Origin of the sequence: Rhizobium sp. RHZ02, assembly GCF_014851575.1 — a bacterium.
Classification (GTDB): Bacteria; Pseudomonadota; Alphaproteobacteria; order Rhizobiales; family Rhizobiaceae; genus Rhizobium; species Rhizobium altiplani.
Window position 1 is genome coordinate 12,514 of sequence record NZ_JACUZX010000008.1, and the last position, 17,792, is coordinate 30,305.

Genomic DNA, 17,792 nt, shown 5'->3' on the forward strand with positions numbered 1-17,792 from the left:
CGGTTGGCCGCGACCTTCCACGGATCAATCAGCCCCAGGAAATGGAAAGGACTTCGTAGGCCTTGGAGCCGCCGGGTGCGTTGACTTCGATCGAGTCGCCGACTTCCTTGCCGATCAGCGCGCGAGCGATCGGCGACGAGATGGAGATCCGGCCGGCCTTAACATCGGCTTCCTGATCGCCGACGATCTGATAGGTCTTTTCTTCTTCGGTGTCCTCGTCGACGAGCTTCACCTTCGCGCCGAACTTGATCTTGTCACCGGACATCTTCGACAGGTCGATGACCTCCGCGCGTGCGGTCAGGTCTTCAAGCTCGCTGATGCGGCCTTCGTTGTGGCTCTGCGCTTCCTTGGCCGCATGGTATTCGGCGTTCTCCGAGAGGTCACCATGGGCACGGGCTTCGGCGATTGCCTCGATGATGCGGGGGCGCTCCTCCTGCTGACGCCAGCGCAGTTCTTCCTGCAGCTTGACGAAACCACCCTGCGTCATCGGTACCTTATCAACCATTTTTCTGTCCTTCACTCCCCGTGTCCGCTTAGCCGCAGACACAAAAGAAAACAGGTCCCGAAGGGGAACTTCGGAACCGTGTAACAATCCTAACTGTTGTGGTTATAGCAGATCGCCACCGCTGATTTCCATAAAATTCGTATCGCTACCCGGAGGCGCTCCGTTACGACCGCAAACCTGAGCAATATTGACTTTGAGGTGGACGGTTCGCTGAGAACGCCTCTGAAGGACTGACTGGCAATTCTCTCGATGGCGCAAAAAATGATGCATATTTCGCCGTTCCCTCGGGATCGCAAAGCGTGATTCGACCGTTGGTACAGGCTCCAATGGGCTGAGGCGTCTTTGTTGGCTCTATCGCCGTCAGGAAGAACGCCGGCCGAGATACTGCCCGCATCGGCGCTGCATTGGCGTCTCTGGGTTGAATCTGTAAGCTGATACGATCGTCTTGGGCGTAGGGCTTGTTGGCGCAGGAGGGGAAGATGAGCGACAACTACATCATCAGTGCCAGAAAGCGAACGGGTGATGCATTGATCGCGGAACCCGGGCCGATCAAGTTCCTGAAGGTGCCTGATGTGCTCGACAGCTACGATGCGCGCCAGGCAGTATCCAGTGCGAAGGATTGGGTCGCCGAGGTGCAGGGGCTCGCGGATGGCGACGAGAATCCGAATTCGATCGGTCCGCGGGGCGATGTGCTTATTTTTGTGCATGGCTACAACAATGACATTCCGACCGTTCTAAAGCGCATCAGGCAGTTGCGTGCCGACATGCGAGCAGAGGGTTGGCGTGGTGAGATCGTTGCCTTCGACTGGCCGAGCGACAACCAGACGCTCAACTATCTCGAGGATCGCTCGGATGCGGCGGCTGTTGCAAGCGAACTCGTGACGAAGGGTATTCGACTTCTGAAGCAGAGCCAGCAGGCCGGCTGCGAAACCAATGTGCACCTGCTTGGTCATTCTACAGGCTGCTATGTGATCATGGATGCCTTTGCGCAGTCGGACAAGCAGGGCGATCTCTTCAAGGCGGACTGGCGCGTCGGCCAGGTGGCGTTCATCGGCGGCGATGTGTCCACGGATAGCCTGTCGCTTGCGAGCGACTGGAATCAGCCGATGTTCCGCCGGATCATGCGGCTCACCAACTACTCCAATCCTTTCGATTCCGTCCTTGCCGTATCCAACGCGAAGAGGCTCGGCGTTGCGCCGCGCGTCGGTCGCGTTGGGCTGCCGGCGTTGGTCAACGCTAAAGCGGTCGACGTCAATTGCGGTGAGTATTTCAATACGGTCGATCCAGCTTCGCAGCCCCAGATTGGTTCATGGACCCACTCATGGCATATCGGCAATCGGGTTTTCGCCCGCGACCTTGCGATGACTCTGGAAGGCGCTATCGATCGTCACGCCATTCCGACGCGGCGTGAAGAAGGCGGAAAGCTGATTTTGCAGGATCGGCGGCGACCGGCCTTTCAGAATGCCTGGAACGTCAAGGCGGACGCGCAGGATGCAAGGGCGCGAATCTAACGGCTCCGACGCCTCGAGAGCGGACCGGCGCGGATGGCGCGCCGGTCCAATTCTTTATTAGAAGTAGCTTTGCAGCGGACGAACTTCGAGGTTGCCAGCCCGCAGCGCCTTGATCGCCTGGGCGGCCGCCTCGGCGCCGGCCATCGTGGTGTAGTAGGGGACCTTCTGCATCAGCGTTGCGCGGCGCAGCGACTTGGAGTCGGAGATCGCCTTGTTGCCGTCCGTCGTATTGATCACGAGCTGGACCTGGCGGTTGCGGATCGCATCTTCGATGTGTGGGCGACCTTCCAGGACCTTGTTGATCTTCGTAGCCGCGATGCCGTTCTCAGCCAGGAAGCGCTGCGTGCCCCCGGTTGCCAGAACCTTGAAGCCTTCGCCGACGAGAACGCGGATGGCCGGCAGAACGCGCGGCTTGTCCTCGTCGCGGACCGATACGAAGACCGTTCCGTCACGCGGCAGTTCAACGCCGGCGCCGAGCTGCGACTTCGCAAACGCCAGCGCGAAATCGGTGTCGAGGCCGATGACTTCGCCGGTCGAGCGCATTTCCGGGCCGAGCAGCGTGTCGACGCCGGGGAAGCGGGCAAACGGGAAGACGGCTTCCTTGACGGCGATATGCTTGAGGTTGCGCGGATCCGGCTTCTGGCCGTAGGTCGAGAACAGCGCGTCGAGCTTCTCGCCGGCCATGGCGCGGGCGGCGATCTTGGCGATTGGGGCGCCGATGGTCTTGGCGACGAAGGGAACGGTACGTGAGGCGCGCGGGTTCACTTCCAGCACGTAGACGGTGCCGTCCTTGATGGCGAACTGTACGTTCATCAGACCAACGACGTTCAGCGCCTTGGCCATCGACTTTGCCTGACGCTCGAGCTCGTCGATCATCTCGTTTGAAAGGGTGCGCGGCGGCAGTGAGCAGGCGCTATCGCCCGAATGGATGCCAGCTTCCTCGATGTGTTCCATGATGCCGGCGATGAAGGCGTCGTTGCCGTCGGAGAGGCAGTCGACGTCGACTTCGATGGCGTTCGAGAGATAGCTGTCAAACAGCAGCGGGTTCTTACCGAGCAGGGTGTTGATCTGGCCGGTCTTGTCGTTCGGGTAGCGCTGTTTGATGTCTTCGGGCACCAGTTCCGGCACGGTGTCGAGCAGGTAGGTCTGCAGCTGGCCTTCCGAATGCAGGATCTGCATGGCGCGGCCGCCGAGAACGTAGGACGGGCGTACGACCAGCGGGAAGCCGATCTCGGTGGCGACCAGGCGAGCCTGTTCGACCGAGTAGGCGATGCCGTTGTTCGGCTGGGTCAGGTCGAGCTTGATCAGGAGCTTCTGGAAGCGGTCGCGGTCTTCGGCAAGGTCGATCATGTCGGGCGCAGTGCCGAGGATCGGGATGCCGTTCTTCTCAAGCGCTTCGGCAAGCTTCAGCGGGGTCTGGCCGCCGAACTGGACGATGACGCCGACGACTTCGCCCTTTTCCTGCTCCCCGCGGAGGATCTCGATCACGTCTTCAGCCGTGAGCGGCTCGAAATAGAGGCGATCCGACGTGTCGTAGTCGGTCGAGACCGTTTCCGGGTTGCAGTTGATCATGATAGCTTCGTAGCCGGCGTCACGCAGCGCGAAGGCGGCATGGCAGCAGCAGTAGTCAAACTCGATGCCCTGGCCGATACGGTTCGGACCGCCGCCGAGGATGACGACCTTCTTGGCGGCCGAGACTTCGGCTTCAGAGCGCAGTTCACCGACAAAAGGCGTTTCGTAGGTCGAGTACATGTAGGCGGTCGGCGAGGCGAACTCGGCAGCGCAGGTATCGATGCGCTTGAAGACCGGGCGGACGTTCAGGCTGTTGCGCAGCTCGGCGACTTCCTTCGGGCGCTTGCCCGTCAGCGTGGCGAGGCGGGCGTCGGAGAAGCCCATTGCCTTCAGCGTGCGCAGGTTCGTGGCGTCTGTCGGCAGGCCATGCTCGCGGATGCGGGCTTCCATATCGACGATCGCCTTGAACTGGGCGATGAACCACGGGTCGATCTTGCAGCCCTCGTGAACCTCTTCGGGGCTCATGCCCTGGCGAAGCGCCTGGGCCACCATGCGCAGGCGATCCGGCGTCGGTGTGCCGATCGCGGCGCGGATGGCGTTCTGGCTGGATTCGCCTTCTTCAACACCGGGGATTTCGATTTCATCGAGGCCGGTCAGGCCGGTTTCGAGGCCGCGCAGCGCCTTCTGTAACGATTCGGCGAAGGTGCGGCCGATCGCCATGACTTCACCGACCGACTTCATGGCGGTGGTGAGAACCGGCGAGGCGCCCGGGAACTTCTCGAAGGCGAAACGCGGGATCTTGGTGACGACGTAGTCGATTGACGGTTCGAAGGAGGCGGGCGTCGCGCCGCCGGTGATGTCGTTGTCGAGCTCGTCGAGCGTGTAGCCGATGGCGAGCTTGGCCGCGACCTTGGCGATCGGGAAGCCGGTGGCCTTCGAGGCAAGCGCCGACGAACGCGAGACGCGCGGGTTCATTTCGATGACGACGAGGCGGCCGTCCTTCGGGTTGACGGCGAACTGGACGTTCGAGCCGCCGGTTTCCACGCCAATCTCGCGCAGGACCGCGATCGAGGCGTTGCGCATCATCTGGTATTCCTTGTCGGTCAGCGTCAAAGCCGGCGCGACGGTGATCGAGTCGCCCGTGTGGACGCCCATCGGGTCGATGTTTTCGATCGAGCAGATGATGATGCAGTTGTCCGCCTTGTCGCGGACGACTTCCATTTCGTATTCCTTCCAGCCGAGAACCGATTCCTCGATCAGAACTTCGGTCGTCGGGGAGGCATCGAGGCCACCGCCGATGATTTCGAAGAACTCCGAGCGGTTGTAGGCAATGCCGCCGCCGGTGCCGCCCATGGTGAAGGAGGGGCGGATGATGGCGGGCAGGCCGACGACGTCGATCGCCTGGGCGGCAATCGCCATGGCGTGGCTGATGTAGCGCTGCTTGCGGTCGGTCTCGCCGAGGTTCCACTGGTTTTCCAGTTCGTCGAGCGCCTTGTCGAGTTCGGCGCCGGAGAGGCTTTCCTTCAGCTTGTTGCGCTCGGCTTCATGCGTCTTGCGGTCGGCATCCTTGATGTCGGTGGCGTTGGCGAGCATCGAGCGCGGGGTTTCGAGGCCGATCTTTTCCATCGCCTCGCGGAACAGGGCGCGGTCTTCGGCCTTGTCGATAGCGGCGGGCTTGGCGCCGATCATTTCGACATTGTAGCGGTCCAGGACGCCCATTCTCTTCAGGGAAAGCGCGGTGTTGAGCGCGGTCTGGCCGCCCATGGTCGGCAGCAGCGCGTCGGGGCGCTCCTTGGCGATGATCTTGGCGACGACTTCGGGGGTGATCGGCTCGACGTAGGTGGCGTCGGCGAGGCCCGGGTCGGTCATGATCGTTGCCGGGTTGGAGTTGACGAGGATGACGCGGTAGCCTTCCTCCTTCAGCGCCTTGCAGGCCTGGGTGCCGGAGTAGTCGAATTCGCAAGCCTGGCCAATGACGATCGGTCCTGCGCCGATGATGAGGATCGATTTGATATCTTGGCGCTTCGGCATGGGCGTTTTCCGTTTCCTAGCTGCGCAGAAAGCCGGCCAGGGTGGGAGGCACCGGCCGGGTCGCGCATATGATGGTCTTTTCAGGCTAGAAGCGGCTTATAGGCAAATGTATTTGTAAACGGAACCCCATAATTTGCGGAATCGACAGGAATTGGCAGCTCTTGTGAGAGCCTAGTCGATGCCCGGTACGACAAGTGCCCGGATCTCGCCTTTCCGGGCGGGATTGGAGATCGCTTCCACGCCCTCCTTGAAACCGATCCGGCGGGAGATCAGTGGCTCGACTTGGATCGTTCCCGACGCGATCAGTTCGGCCGCCCGCCGGTGAGTGAACGGGTTGATAAATGAGCTTACCAGCTTGATCTCTCGGAAGAGGAGATCGAACGGCTCGATTGCGACCTTCACACCCTGCGGCATGACTCCGAGGATCACGACCGTGCCGCCGCGCCGCGCAAGCCCAGGTGCCTGTTCGATCGTTTCCGCTACGCCCGCGCATTCGATGACGACATCGGCGCCTCCCGGCAACAAACCGTCGTGCGCGGTCAAGCGGGACACGATATCGCCGACCGAGGGATCCGCATTCGCGGTCGCTCCCAGCCTTTCGGCGACCCTCCGCTTCTCTTCGCTGCGGGTAACGAGAACAACCTTTGTCGCTCCCGCCAGGCGGGCCAACTGGACGACCAGCAAGCCGATCACGCCGCCGCCAAGGACGACAACCGACGAGCCCGTTCGGATTTCCGCAAGGTCGACACCGTGGATGCAGCAGGCGAGAGGTTCGCAGAAGGCGCCATGCAGAGGCGGCAGTGCCAAGGGCAGCTCGAAAGCCTGCTGCTGCGGGATGCAGACATATTCCGCAAAGCCACCGTCGCGATGGATGCCGGTCGCCTGCAGGTTATGGCAGAGATTGACGCGGCCGCGCTGGCATTCTGGACACTGACCGCATGCGATATTCGGATCGCCGGTGACGCGCATGCCTTCGCGAAAGCCGCTCACGCCATCGCCCACTCTTTCGATGATGCCGCAGAACTCATGGCCGAGCGTAACGGGCGGCTTGGAAGGAAACTCTCCGAGGAACAGATGCCGGTCGGTGCCGCAAATGCCACAAGCCTCCACACGAACCAGCAACTCGCCAACACCCGGGTCGGGACGCTCTACCTCGCGCAGAGCCAGCTTGCCCGTCGCTTCGAGCCGAAGTGCCTTCATGTCTCTCCTCCTCAGACTTCTTTCTCGCAAGGAGGCCCGAATGTCGATGTCTCGTCAAGCTGGTCCACAGTGGTGTACGGGTTCTCTCAGGTTAACTGGAATTTCCCGATCATCGAGATATATACCTACCGATCGAAGGTTTAGCCCAGGGGAACCGTCATGGAGTGGAAAGGCCGGCGTCAGTCCGACAACATCGAGGATCGTCGTGGCGATCCTTCCATGGGCGGATTGGGCAGAGGTGGAGGCTTCGGCTTTCCTACCGGCGGCGGCATGGGCCGGCGCGGCGGCGGCCTGAGCATCGGCACCATCATCTTTCTTGTTGTCATCTATTTTATCCTCAAGGCCATGGGCATAGACCTGCTGCAGGTTATGGATGGCGGCATGACGACCAACGGCCCCGGCTATGAGCAAAGCGAATCGGGAAGTCAGACACCTGCCAACGATGAAATGACCGCATTCGTTCGTACCGTTCTTGCCGAGACCGAGGACACGTGGAACGGGATCTTCCAGTCCCTTGGTCGTCAGTACGAAGAGCCTCGCCTCGTTCTCTTTTCCGGACAGACGCAGTCTGCCTGCGGCTTTGCCTCAGCGGCGACCGGTCCTTTCTACTGCCCGAGCGACCACAAGGTCTATCTCGACACGGCCTTCTTCAACCAGCTCAGCCGCCAGTTCGGCGCCTCCGGCGATTTCGCCGAAGCCTACGTCGTTGCGCATGAAGTCGGCCATCATGTTCAGAACTTGCTGGGCATCCTGCCGAAATTCAACGAGGCGCGTCAGCGGATGAGCGAGGCGGAGGCCAACAAGATGTCCGTCCGCGTTGAACTGCAGGCCGACTGCTTCGCCGGCATCTGGGGCAAATTTACCGATCAGAAGGGCATTCTCGAAGCCGGCGATCTGGAGGAGGCGCTGAACGCAGCCCAGCAGATTGGCGACGACAGGCTGCAGAAGCGCAGCCAGGGCTACGTCGTGCCCGAGAGTTTCAACCACGGCACTTCGGAGCAGCGGGCGCGTTGGTTCAAGCGTGGCTTCGACAGCGGGCAGTTGTCGGCCTGCGATACCTTCTCAGGCCCCGTGTGATTTGAGACAGCCTCTCCTTATGTGGAGAGGCTGGCCAGCATCGCTTTTCACTGTCCATATGTCTGATCTGTGCGTCAGGGTAGCGTGCACCCGCCGCGGCGTCCTTCGGCACGGCGCGTTCGATGGCCGCCATATCCTCGGTGGACAATTGCACAGCGCGCGAACCGAGCGCTTCGGTAAGCTGGTCACGTCGGCGCGCGCCGACGAGGGGCACGATGTCCTGCCCGCGGGCCGCCACCCAGGCGATGGCGATCTGAGCGACAGATACCCGCTTCTCGTCCGCGATCTTTCGCAGTTCCTCGACGAGCGCGAGGTTCTGATCGATGTTGCTGTCCTGGAAGCGCGGGCTCATGCCGCGGAAATCACCGGAGCCGGTTGCCTGTCCCTTATGCCAATGTCCGCTGATCAGGCCGCGGGAGAGAACACCGTAGGCGGTGATTGAAATCCCGAGCTCACGGCAGGTTGGCAGGATCTGGTTCTCGATGCCGCGCGAGATCAGTGAATACTCGATCTGCAGATCGCAAATCGGATGGGCGCTGGCTGCGCGGCGTATGGTATCTGCGCCGACTTCCGAAAGGCCGACATGCCTGACGTACCCTGCCTTGATCATGTCACCGATCGTGCCCACCGTTTCCTCGATGGGAACGTTGGGATCCAGGCGGGCGGGGCGGTAGATGTCGATGTAGTCGACGTCGAGACGCTTCAGCGTGTAGGCGAGGAAGTTCTTGATCGCGGCGGGCCGGGAGTCGTAGCCGCTCCAGTTGCCGGCTGGATCGCGCAGGGCGCCGAACTTGACGCTGATGACGACGTCGTCCCGCTTGCGGCCCTTCAACGCTTCGCCGATCAGCATCTCGTTGTGGCCCATGCCGTAGAAGTCGCCGGTGTCGAGCAGGTTGATGCCGACGTCGAGAGCAGCATGAATCGTGGCAATGCTCTCGCTGCGGTCGGATGGCCCGTACATGCCGGACATGCCCATGCAGCCGAGGCCGATGGCCGATACCATTGGGCCGGTTTCTCCCAAACGATGCTTTTCCATTTCGTTCTCCTTCGTCACGCCGATGTTGATCGCCGGGAATAGTTTTATCGCGCCCGGCCTCGTGCGATAATCCATATGAATGCGAACGAGCTGTACGGGGAAATGCACAATGGAAGACCTTCCTCTCAATGATCTGGATGCCTTCACGGCCATTGCAAGGGAGCGCAGCTTTCGCGCCGCTGCCCGCAAGCGCGGTGTCTCCGCTTCTTCACTGAGCGACTCGCTGCGGCGGCTGGAGGAGCATGTCGGTGTTCGCCTGCTCAACCGGACGACCCGCAGCGTCACGCCGACGGAGGCTGGGGAGCGGCTGCTCCAACGCCTGACACCTGCGCTTAGCGAAATCTCCTTGGCGCTCCAGCAACTCGACGTTTTCCGTGATAGCCCGAGCGGAACCCTCCGCCTCAACGTGCCGATCATCGCCACGCGGCTTTTCCTGCCTGATCTCGCCAGCCGTTTTCTGAAGCGTTACCCGCGGATCTCGCTCGAGATCGTCGGAGAGGATACGTTCGTCGATGTGCTCGCAGCCGGGTATGACGCCGGCATCCGCTATGACGAGCGGCTTGAGCGCGACATGATCGCAGTGCCGATCGGGCCGCGCCGTCAAAGATATGTCACGGCGGCCGCGCCTGACTACCTCGAGCGCCGCGGTATCCCTGGTCACCCGCGCGACCTGCTCGAGCATGAGTGTGTCAGGCATCGTTTCCTCAGCGGAGCTGCGTTGCCCTGGGAGTTCGAGCGGGCAGACGAGACTCTAGTGATTACGCCGAAGGGGCCGATCATCGCCAACACGATCGAAATGCAAGTCTCGGCTGCGGTCGCCGGGCTCGGCATCATCAGGACCTTCGAGGAGGTTCTGATGCCCGCCATCGAGAGGGGAGAATTGGTGCCGATCCTCGATGATTGGGTGACGGAATTCTCAGGTCCGTTTCTCTACTATGCGAGCCGTAAACACATGCCGCCTGCGCTTCGGGCGTTCGTCGACTTCGTCAAAGGCGAACCGCGGAAAGAGGGGTAGAATCCCCGTTTGTTCCGGTTCTCGATCAACTTAACTCGTGAGCCTATCAAAAGATTTGAAATGTTCACGGATTGTTTCGCTAATATACGTGAGCTATGTAACAAATGCCGGCGACGAGATCGTCTTTTCAGAAATAGCCTGCTGTAGAGATGCCTCATGCTTGATCCGAAATTCGTTCGTCGCGGCTTGTTCCTTGTCTTCATGATCCTGTTTCTCGACGTGATCGGGATCGCGATCATCATGCCTGTGCTGCCCGCTTATCTTGAGCAATTGACCGGTGGGTCCGTGAGCGATGCAGCTCTCGATGGTGGCTGGCTGCTTGTCGTCTATGCGGTCATGCAGTTCCTGTTTGCGCCGTTCCTGGGCAATCTCAGCGACCGCTTCGGGCGGCGCCCCATTCTGCTTCTGTCGGTGCTGACCTTTGCGATCGACAACTTCATCTGCGCAGTGGCGACGAGCTTCTGGATGCTTTTTATCGGTCGTGCGCTGGCTGGCTTCAGCGGCGGCAGCTTTGCGACCTGTTCCGCCTACATCGCCGACATCAGCAATGATGACAATCGGGCCAAGAATTTCGGCCTGATCGGCATTGCGTTTGGCGTCGGTTTCACGATCGGCCCTGTCATCGGCGGCTTCCTCGGCGAGTTCGGCCCCCGAGTACCGTTTTTTGGGGCAGCGGCGCTCTCGTTCCTCAATTTCGTTGCCGCCTATTTCATGCTTCCCGAGACATTGGAGGCAAAGAATCGCCGGACGTTTGAGTGGAAGCGTGCCAATCCTCTTGGCGCGCTGAAGCAGATGCGAAACTACCCCGGTATTGGGTCAATCTGTGCGGTCATGTTCCTTTTCTGGCTGGCGCATGCCGTCTATCCGGCGGTCTGGGCCTTCGTATCGACTTTCCGTTATGGCTGGAGCGAGGGCCAGATCGGCCTGTCTCTCGGCATCTACGGCATCGGCGCAGCCTTTGTCATGGGCGTCATTCTGCCGAAGATCGTGCCGGTACTCGGCGAGTGGAAGACAGCAGTGCTGGGCTTGTGTTTTTCCGTCGTCGGACTGACGGGTTACGCCTTCGCCTGGGAGGGCTGGATGGTCTACACGATCATCGTGCTGACGGTGATGGAAAATGTCGCCGATCCGCCGCTGCGAAGCATAGCAGTCGCCAAGGTGCCCCCCTCTGCTCAGGGAGAATTGCAAGGGGCGCTCACCAGCCTCAGCAGCATCACCACGATCGTCGGGCCGCTGATCTTTACGCAGCTGTTCGGCTACTTCACTGGACCCGAGGCGCCGGTGCGTTTCGCTGGGGCGCCATACCTGCTGTCGGCCATCATCATCCTGATCGCGGCCATTGTGTTCTTGACGAAGGTACGCACGGTCAAGGTCGCAGAAGCCGTCGAGCAGCCGGCCGAGTGAGCCATCAGAATTCGTGATGCGATGATGAATTTTTCATCATTTGCCTAGTTTTGAATGGCTCTTTGCGGAGCTTTGATCTAATTCCTCTTGATGTTTTGCCGCAACTTGCGGCCGTCAGCGATTCAATCACAGGACTGGTGTCATGGACACGCCGATCGACGCGCGCAAGCTAGCGCCGAAAAACGATAACCATTGGGCTGCGCATTTCCGCGCCACGCTGGCGCTCGGAGTCCCGTTGATTGGCGCGCAGCTGGCCCAGCTCGGCATCAACACGACCGACGTGATGATTGTCGGCCGTCTCGGTGCTGAAAACCTCGCTGCCATGGTGCTATCGGCGCAGTTCCTGTTCACGATCCTCGTTTTCGGCTCGGGTTTCGCCATCGCGGTCATACCGATGGTTGCGCAGGCCTACGGGAAGGGCGACGTCGTCAGCGTGCGCCGGTCGCTACGCATGGGCCTTTGGGTCGTGCTGGCCTATTGGGTGATCATGCTGCCAGCGTTCTTCAATTCCGAGCGGATCCTGCTTGCCGCTGGACAGAAGCCCGAAGTGGCTGCACTCGCGCATGGCTACATATTGATCGGTCAATTCGGCGTGCTGCCGGGGCTGCTTTACAATGTCATGCGTGCGCTGGTCAGCGCGATCGGCCGCGCGGCGGTCATTCTCAACGTGACGATCGCGATGCTGGTGCTGAACGCCTTCTTCGCATATGCGCTGGTGCTCGGCCATTTCGGCTTCCCGGCAATGGGCCTAGAGGGAGCGGCGATCGTTTCGGTCGTCGTGCAGGCCGCCGGCTTCCTGTTTATCATTGGCTATGTGCAGAGCAGGGCGGAGACGCGGCGCTACGAGATATTCGTCCGGTTCTGGCGTCCTGACTGGAAGGCCTTCTGGGAAGTCGTGCGTCTCGGCCTGCCGATCAGCGTGACGATCCTCGCCGAAGTGAGCCTCTTTACCGTTGCCTCGCTGCTGATGGGGCAAATCGGAACGATCGAGCTCGCCGCTCACGGCATCGCGCTGCAATGGGCGTCGATTGCCTTCATGATCCCGCTTGGCCTGTCGCAGGCGGCCACCGTTCGGGTCGGCGTCGCGCACGGGCAGGGCGACTACACCGCAGTCGTTCGGGCTTCGATCGCTGTCGTCGTCATCGCCTGCCTGATCGCGGCGGCCGGCAGCATTCTGTTTGCTGCCGTTCCCGAGTTCCTGGGAAGCTGGTTCCTTGATACGACCCTGCCGGAGGCACCTCAGGTGCTTGCCTATGCTGGGCCGCTGATCGTTGTGGCAGGGCTCTTCCAGTTGGTCGATGGCTTGCAGGCAATCGCCAATGGCCTGCTGCGCGGCTTGAAGGATGCGCGCGTACCGATGATCCTGGCGCTGATCGCCTATTGGCCGATTGGCTTCTTCCTCGCCTGGGCCTTTGCGTTCCCGCTTGGCTTCGGTGGAATCGGCATCTGGTTCGGCTTCTTGGTCGGGCTGGCGGCGGCAGCCGTGATGCTTTGCGGACGCTTCTACCTGCTTGTCCGCCGCGAAAAGAACATGGCCGGCGTCTAGCCGGCCATTCGGATCAAGCCGCGATCGGCTTGTAGTTGGCAATGTCGGCGCGAATGCCTAGGCGTTCGAACAGCGCCTGCGGATCGAAGTTTCTGGCGCGATGGGCTGCCTGCACCACCGCTTTGACCCGGTCGATCACCTCGGCACTTTCCCATTGCGCGATCGTCACGAAGTTGAACTCGCCAGGCCCTGAAACCTGCTCCAGCACCTGATGGCTGATGAAGCCCTCCTGCGCCTGCAAGACCTCGTGCGTCTTCAGCACGTTCATGAGGAATTCCTCCCGCGCAGCCTCCGGAACAGCAAACTTGTCGATCCGGTAAAACGCTCCGTTCATCCCTGTCTCCTTTGCTTTGGATGTCACAAGCGCGGGTGTAATTCCTCAAGTTAAGTTGAGGTCAATAGGTCGACACAAATGGCCACTGTAGGTGACCCGTGGGTGGTTAGGGCCGGTCTGCCTTGTGCGTAGAGGTTGGAAGGGAGCTCTAATTTGGTCGCACCAACCAAGCGACGTCAGATTGTAAGCAAATTCATTTCTGCGTAGCATCGGTCAGACCGTTGTGAGGAACTTGGGAGGAGGTCCTGCAGCATGTCCAAGCTCGTGTTCGCTTTGAACCAGTCCCTGGATGGTTATGTCGACCATTTAGAATTTGGGCCGCCCGATCCCGTGCTCTTTCGTCATTTCATCGACGACGTGCGCGGCCTTGCCGGAAGCGTATACGGTCGCCGCATGTACGAGGCGATGCGGTATTGGGACGAAGACCATGCCGAATGGGACGAGGCGGAGTGCGACTACGCAGCGGCGTGGCGGCGCCAACCGAAATGGGTCGTGTCGCGCTCGCTGCAATCAGTCGGCCCGAACGCCACGCTTGTCGCGGACGACATCGAAGCGACCATCCGCGGGTTGAAGGCTCAGCTGGACGGAGTGATTGAAGTTTCCGGACCTGAACTGGCGCGAAGTCTTGGTGACCTCGGTCTGGTCGATGAATATCGAATGTATCTCCATCCCGTCGTGCTTGGTCGCGGCAAGCCGTTCTTCGCCGGCCCGCGGCCGCCGCTGCGCCTCGTGGCGAGCGATCGAATTGGCGGGGACGTGATCAGGTTGACATACGTTCTGGCATAGTCGCGCGACCGACCCGCCTCAGTCCGGCGGTGGCCGCGCGCTTATAATCTGCGACCTAGTAATTGTACATCGACATTGGATCGTTGATGCAGGCGTAGTCCAGGAGGCACTGCTTGCCCGTACGGTCACGCAAGCTGGCGGTGCTCAGCTTGTCGCCTGGGCCGCATTGAGCTGGCGGATAGCGAAAGTTGCGGCCTCCGAAGCCGAGGCGGACATAGACCTTCTTGGATTGGCGGATAATCTGCGCGAGCTGTGCGCAGCTGTAGTCTTTCGCATCGACCTTCACAGGCCCGGCGGCAAAGGATACCGTCGGGAGCAAGCACGCAACGACTAGAACCAAGCATCTCATGGCTGGCGGCCTCCTGACCGAAACTCAGTAAATCAGCACTCTCGACGCTATTCAAACGGATATCGCGTGGCGGCAGCCGCGGATGCGCGCAATAGCTAAAACGAGAAAAGCCCGCTGGGAAGCGGGCTTTCGAATTGCGTGAAGGGATCCGTCTCAGCGCTCGGCGAGAGCTTCCTCGCCCTTCTTCGCGCGCACCAGATTGATGAAGCGACGGAAGAGGTAGTGGCTGTCCTGCGGGCCGGGGGAGGCTTCCGGGTGATGCTGCACCGAGAAGATCGGCTTACCAGCGACACGCAGGCCGCAGTTGGTGCCGTCGAAGAGGGAAACGTGAGTCTCTTCAACGCCATGGGGCAGAGACTTCGTGTCGACCGCGAAGCCGTGGTTCATCGAGACGATCTCGACCTTGCCTGTGGTGTGATCCTTGACGGGGTGGTTGGCGCCATGATGGCCCTGGTGCATCTTTTCGGTCTTGGCGCCGAGCGCGAGGCCGAGCATCTGGTGACCGAGGCAGATGCCGAAGACCGGGATGTCGGTCTTGATCAGCTTCTGGATAACAGGAACGGCGTATTCGCCTGTTGCGGCCGGGTCGCCCGGGCCGTTCGACAGGAAGATGCCGTCGGGCTGCATGGCAAGCACATCCTCGGCACTCGTCGTTGCCGGCATGACGGTGACCTTGCAGTCGAGGCCGGCAAAGAGGCGCAGGATGTTGCGCTTGACGCCGTAGTCGAGGCAGACGACGTGATACGTCGCATTTTCTGGGGTAAGCTCGCCGTAACCTTCGTTCCAGATCCACGGGGTCTGCGCCCACTGCGACGTTTGGCCTGACGAAGCGATCTTGGCGAGGTCGAGGCCTTCGAGGCCGCTCCACGCCTTGGCTTCCGCCTTCAGCGTCTCAACGTCGAACACACCGTTGGGGTCATGGGCGATAACGGCGTTCGGCGAGCCGTTTTCGCGGATCCAAGCCGTCAGCGCGCGTGTGTCGACACCGCAGAGGCCGATGATGCCGCGAGCCTTCAGCCAGGCATCGAGGTGCTTGACGGCGCGGTAGTTGGACGGATCGGTTATATCGGCCTTGAAGATGACGCCGACGGCGCCGTGGCGTGCTGCTGGCGTCAGGTCCTCGATGTCTTCGTCGTTGGTGCCGATGTTGCCGATATGCGGGAAGGTAAAGGTGACGATCTGGCCGAGATAGGAGGGGTCCGTCAGAATCTCTTCGTAGCCAGTCAGCGCCGTGTTGAAGACCACCTCAGCCTGGACCTTGCCGGTCGCGCCGATGCCCTTGCCTTCGATGACGGTTCCGTCTGCAAGAACGAGCAGGGCAGTCGGCTTTTCGGTTGTCCAGGGTGCTGTCGCGGTCATCTTCATCCCGTTTCCGGCAGCCACACGTCCTTGGGCAACGTTGGCCGGCCATTTGGTTCGCAAGCATATGCGCGCGGCAAGGCGCGCGCTCTCAGGCCTGATCACGAATTTTGGTGCAGGTGGCGGTAAATAGCCACGCTGTTGCGCGAGGTCAATCTTTGTAGCGCACATTCTGCGGGTTTTCTCGCGCTTTCTGCCGTCATTTTCCGCAATTTATTTGATCCCATGCATTCGCGTGGTTTATGAAGCGGCATTCAAACAGGAGTGATTATGATGTTGCGCGATCAACTCGCCGCCGCCCTCAAGGATGCCATGAAGTCCAAGAATGCCGAGCGGCTCTCGACCGTCCGCCTGATTCAGGCCGCCATCAAGGACCGGGATATTGCCAATCGTGGCGCCGGCAAGGAAGAAGCGAGCGACGACGAAATCCTGCAGATCCTCGCCAAGATGGTGAAGCAGCGCGACGAATCGGCGAAGATCTACGAAGAAAACGCGCGCCCCGAACTGGCCGCTAAAGAGCGTGCCGAAATTGCGGTGCTCCATGATTTCCTGCCGAAACAGCTTTCGGATGCGGAGGTTCGCAGCAACATTACCGCGATCATCGCGGAAATCGGCGCCGCCGGCCCGAAGGACATGGGCAAGGTGATGGCCGTCCTGAAGGAGCGCTATGCCGGCCAGATGGATTTCTCCAAGGCCTCCGGCGCCGTCAAGGAACAGCTGAACTAATCAGCGCAGGCTCGCCATCTTTCTGGCGGCGAGCCCCAGAACCGCTTCTGCGGCAGCATCGACAATGGCGAATTTCGCGGCCTGATAACCCCAATACTCCATGATAAACGCGCGCGAAATCCAGGTATCGCCCTTATAGGGCGGTTGTGTCCAACCCACGCTTCCCATTTCGGATGCCGTCGTCAGCAGGCGCTTCAAATGCGTGTTGGAGATCATGAACTGGTCACGGATTTCCTTGAGCGACACGGGGCCGATGTGGGCCCGTTCCGAGTTGCGATCGAAGTTGTCGATACTGATCATAAGGTAGTCCATGATCAGGCCGCCGGAGTTTGCCCAGTTGAACAGATTGTATGTAGCGCCTGGGTCGCGCACGGCATCGCTATCGATAATCCCCTTGGAGATCAGCGGCTGCATCCTCGAGAAGGCCGAGGGGTCGGCATTCATCCGGTCCAGCCGATTGCCGCCGTCAAGACTGTCGAGAATAAAAAGGTGGGTGGCGAGCCACCTGTAAAAGTGTTCGTGAGCGGTTTCCGTCGGCTCCAACAGGCGCGTGCGCTTGTCGCTGGTACTCAAGACCGGACTAAGGAACCGGTAGGCTAGCATTTCCTGGATAAAGGCTGCGGCGGTATTGCGGCTCGCAATCTTGTTCGCAACGGCAAAGGCGATGAAACGGCGCGAATAAAGGCCGAGCTTCGGTTCGCCGGGATAGCCGAAGTGGAGTGCAAAGCCGGCATGGGCCATCAACCAGCGTTGCTGCGCGGCAAAGATCGATGCGATGCGCGGGCTCTCGCGGTAGATCGTCAGCATTTCGCGGGCGCAGTTCAGCACGGCCACGAAAAAGGCGTCGCTTTCTAAAAAATCCTCAACTCTATGTGGCATTCGATGATCCCGGTAGGATACTTTCATTGGGCATCGAAGGAGAACTGTCAATGCCATCCACTGCCCACAGCGGACATGGAGACATCGAAGATAAAACTTTTAGGTGAAATTATAGAAGGCAGGAGCTGGGGGTGCTCCTGCCTTCTTGCTCTTTGCTTCCGGTGGCGACGCAGGACCGAGATCCAAGCCACCGGTTACTCGCAAAGACACCCTTGCGAGGCGGCGCCGGGGGTAGGGATGGTGCCTCGCTTGGGGATCGCTTCTTTCCCATTGAAGTTATTGCGACGCGGCAACTGATTCAAATTACAAAAAAATAATGATTGGCGACGGGGCTGCCTTAGGTGTGGCAAGCGCGATGGAGGCTACTGCGCGCCGACATGAAATTCGTCGGTCGGAGCAATTCGGAAGCCGTTGTTCCGAAATCGGTTTTTGACGATAGTCAAGAACTGAGACGGTCGGGACGCCTGCTTGCATGCACGCAAAACGTGGGGTTATTGCCGTCAGTGTCGCACCCCCTGTCGC

14 protein-coding genes and 1 pseudogene are annotated in these 17,792 nt (G+C 60.5%); 7 read left to right on the forward strand and 8 right to left on the reverse strand.

Annotated elements, in window-relative coordinates; all coding sequences use genetic code 11:
* Positions 1–28 precede the first annotated feature (28 nt).
* The gene (greA, locus tag IB244_RS14470) at positions 29–505 is read right to left on the reverse strand and encodes a transcription elongation factor GreA (protein ID WP_018857193.1); all 477 of its coding nucleotides are present in this window, start codon (positions 503–505) and stop codon (positions 29–31) included.
* Positions 506–984: 479 nt separating this feature from the next.
* Here greA and IB244_RS14475 point away from each other — a divergent pair, with 479 nt between their 5' ends.
* Complete coding sequence (locus IB244_RS14475) at positions 985–2,016, forward strand: alpha/beta fold hydrolase (protein WP_192304670.1); 1,032 nt, start codon at positions 985–987, stop codon at positions 2,014–2,016.
* A 57-nt stretch (positions 2,017–2,073) separates the two neighbouring features.
* Here the strand turns inward: IB244_RS14475 and carB are convergent, their stop codons facing one another.
* Positions 2,074–5,559 carry a carbamoyl-phosphate synthase large subunit gene (carB, locus tag IB244_RS14480; protein WP_192304672.1) on the reverse strand — a complete coding sequence of 1,162 codons (3,486 nt, stop codon included), beginning with the start codon at positions 5,557–5,559 and terminating at the stop codon, positions 2,074–2,076.
* A 171-nt stretch (positions 5,560–5,730) separates the two neighbouring features.
* Positions 5,731–6,759, reverse strand: a complete 1,029-nt coding sequence (locus IB244_RS14485; protein WP_018857190.1) for a zinc-dependent alcohol dehydrogenase family protein — start codon at positions 6,757–6,759, stop codon at positions 5,731–5,733.
* A gap of 159 nt (positions 6,760–6,918) precedes the next feature.
* On the opposite strand from IB244_RS14485, the gene IB244_RS14490 reads away from it, so the two are divergent.
* Complete coding sequence (locus tag IB244_RS14490) at positions 6,919–7,836, forward strand: neutral zinc metallopeptidase (protein ID WP_113163495.1); 918 nt, start codon at positions 6,919–6,921, stop codon at positions 7,834–7,836.
* Positions 7,837–7,879: 43 nt separating this feature from the next.
* Here the strand turns inward: IB244_RS14490 and IB244_RS14495 are convergent.
* Positions 7,880–8,872, reverse strand: a pseudogene (locus tag IB244_RS14495) (aldo/keto reductase); the annotation flags it as partial.
* Between the two features lie 109 nt (positions 8,873–8,981).
* Here IB244_RS14495 and IB244_RS14500 point away from each other — a divergent pair.
* From IB244_RS14500 to IB244_RS14510, 3 genes are all read left to right on the forward strand, one after another.
* Positions 8,982–9,887, forward strand: a complete 906-nt coding sequence (locus tag IB244_RS14500; RefSeq protein WP_192304674.1) for a LysR family transcriptional regulator — start codon at positions 8,982–8,984, stop codon at positions 9,885–9,887.
* Between the two features lie 156 nt (positions 9,888–10,043).
* Positions 10,044–11,291 carry a TCR/Tet family MFS transporter gene (locus tag IB244_RS14505; protein WP_018857186.1) on the forward strand — a complete coding sequence of 416 codons (1,248 nt, stop codon included), beginning with the start codon at positions 10,044–10,046 and terminating at the stop codon, positions 11,289–11,291.
* 142 nt (positions 11,292–11,433) lie between these two features.
* On the forward strand, positions 11,434–12,837 hold the full coding sequence (locus tag IB244_RS14510; protein ID WP_062372771.1) for an MATE family efflux transporter: 1,404 nt from the start codon (positions 11,434–11,436) through the stop codon (positions 12,835–12,837).
* A gap of 13 nt (positions 12,838–12,850) precedes the next feature.
* Here the strand turns inward: IB244_RS14510 and IB244_RS14515 are convergent, their stop codons facing one another.
* Positions 12,851–13,171: an antibiotic biosynthesis monooxygenase family protein gene (locus tag IB244_RS14515; RefSeq protein ID WP_018857184.1), complete on the reverse strand. Its 321-nt coding sequence runs from the start codon at positions 13,169–13,171 to the stop codon at positions 12,851–12,853.
* Positions 13,172–13,423: 252 nt separating this feature from the next.
* On the opposite strand from IB244_RS14515, the gene IB244_RS14520 reads away from it, so the two are divergent.
* Positions 13,424–13,957: a dihydrofolate reductase family protein gene (locus tag IB244_RS14520; protein WP_018857183.1), complete on the forward strand. Its 534-nt coding sequence runs from the start codon at positions 13,424–13,426 to the stop codon at positions 13,955–13,957.
* 55 nt (positions 13,958–14,012) lie between these two features.
* On the opposite strand, the gene IB244_RS14525 is transcribed toward IB244_RS14520, so the two are convergent.
* Positions 14,013–14,306, reverse strand: a complete 294-nt coding sequence (locus IB244_RS14525) for a hypothetical protein (protein ID WP_018857182.1) — start codon at positions 14,304–14,306, stop codon at positions 14,013–14,015.
* Between the two features lie 153 nt (positions 14,307–14,459).
* Positions 14,460–15,665, reverse strand: coding sequence for a glutamine-hydrolyzing carbamoyl-phosphate synthase small subunit (carA, locus tag IB244_RS14530; protein WP_025659294.1), 1,206 nt, complete (start codon positions 15,663–15,665; stop codon positions 14,460–14,462).
* A 273-nt stretch (positions 15,666–15,938) separates the two neighbouring features.
* Between carA and IB244_RS14535 the strand changes: the two genes are divergently transcribed.
* Positions 15,939–16,391 carry a GatB/YqeY domain-containing protein gene (locus tag IB244_RS14535; protein WP_026371789.1) on the forward strand — a complete coding sequence of 151 codons (453 nt, stop codon included), beginning with the start codon at positions 15,939–15,941 and terminating at the stop codon, positions 16,389–16,391.
* Here IB244_RS14535 and IB244_RS14540 read toward each other — a convergent pair whose 3' ends face one another.
* Positions 16,392–17,270 carry a hypothetical protein gene (locus tag IB244_RS14540; RefSeq protein WP_192304676.1) on the reverse strand — a complete coding sequence of 293 codons (879 nt, stop codon included), beginning with the start codon at positions 17,268–17,270 and terminating at the stop codon, positions 16,392–16,394.
* Positions 17,271–17,792: the final 522 nt, after the last annotated feature.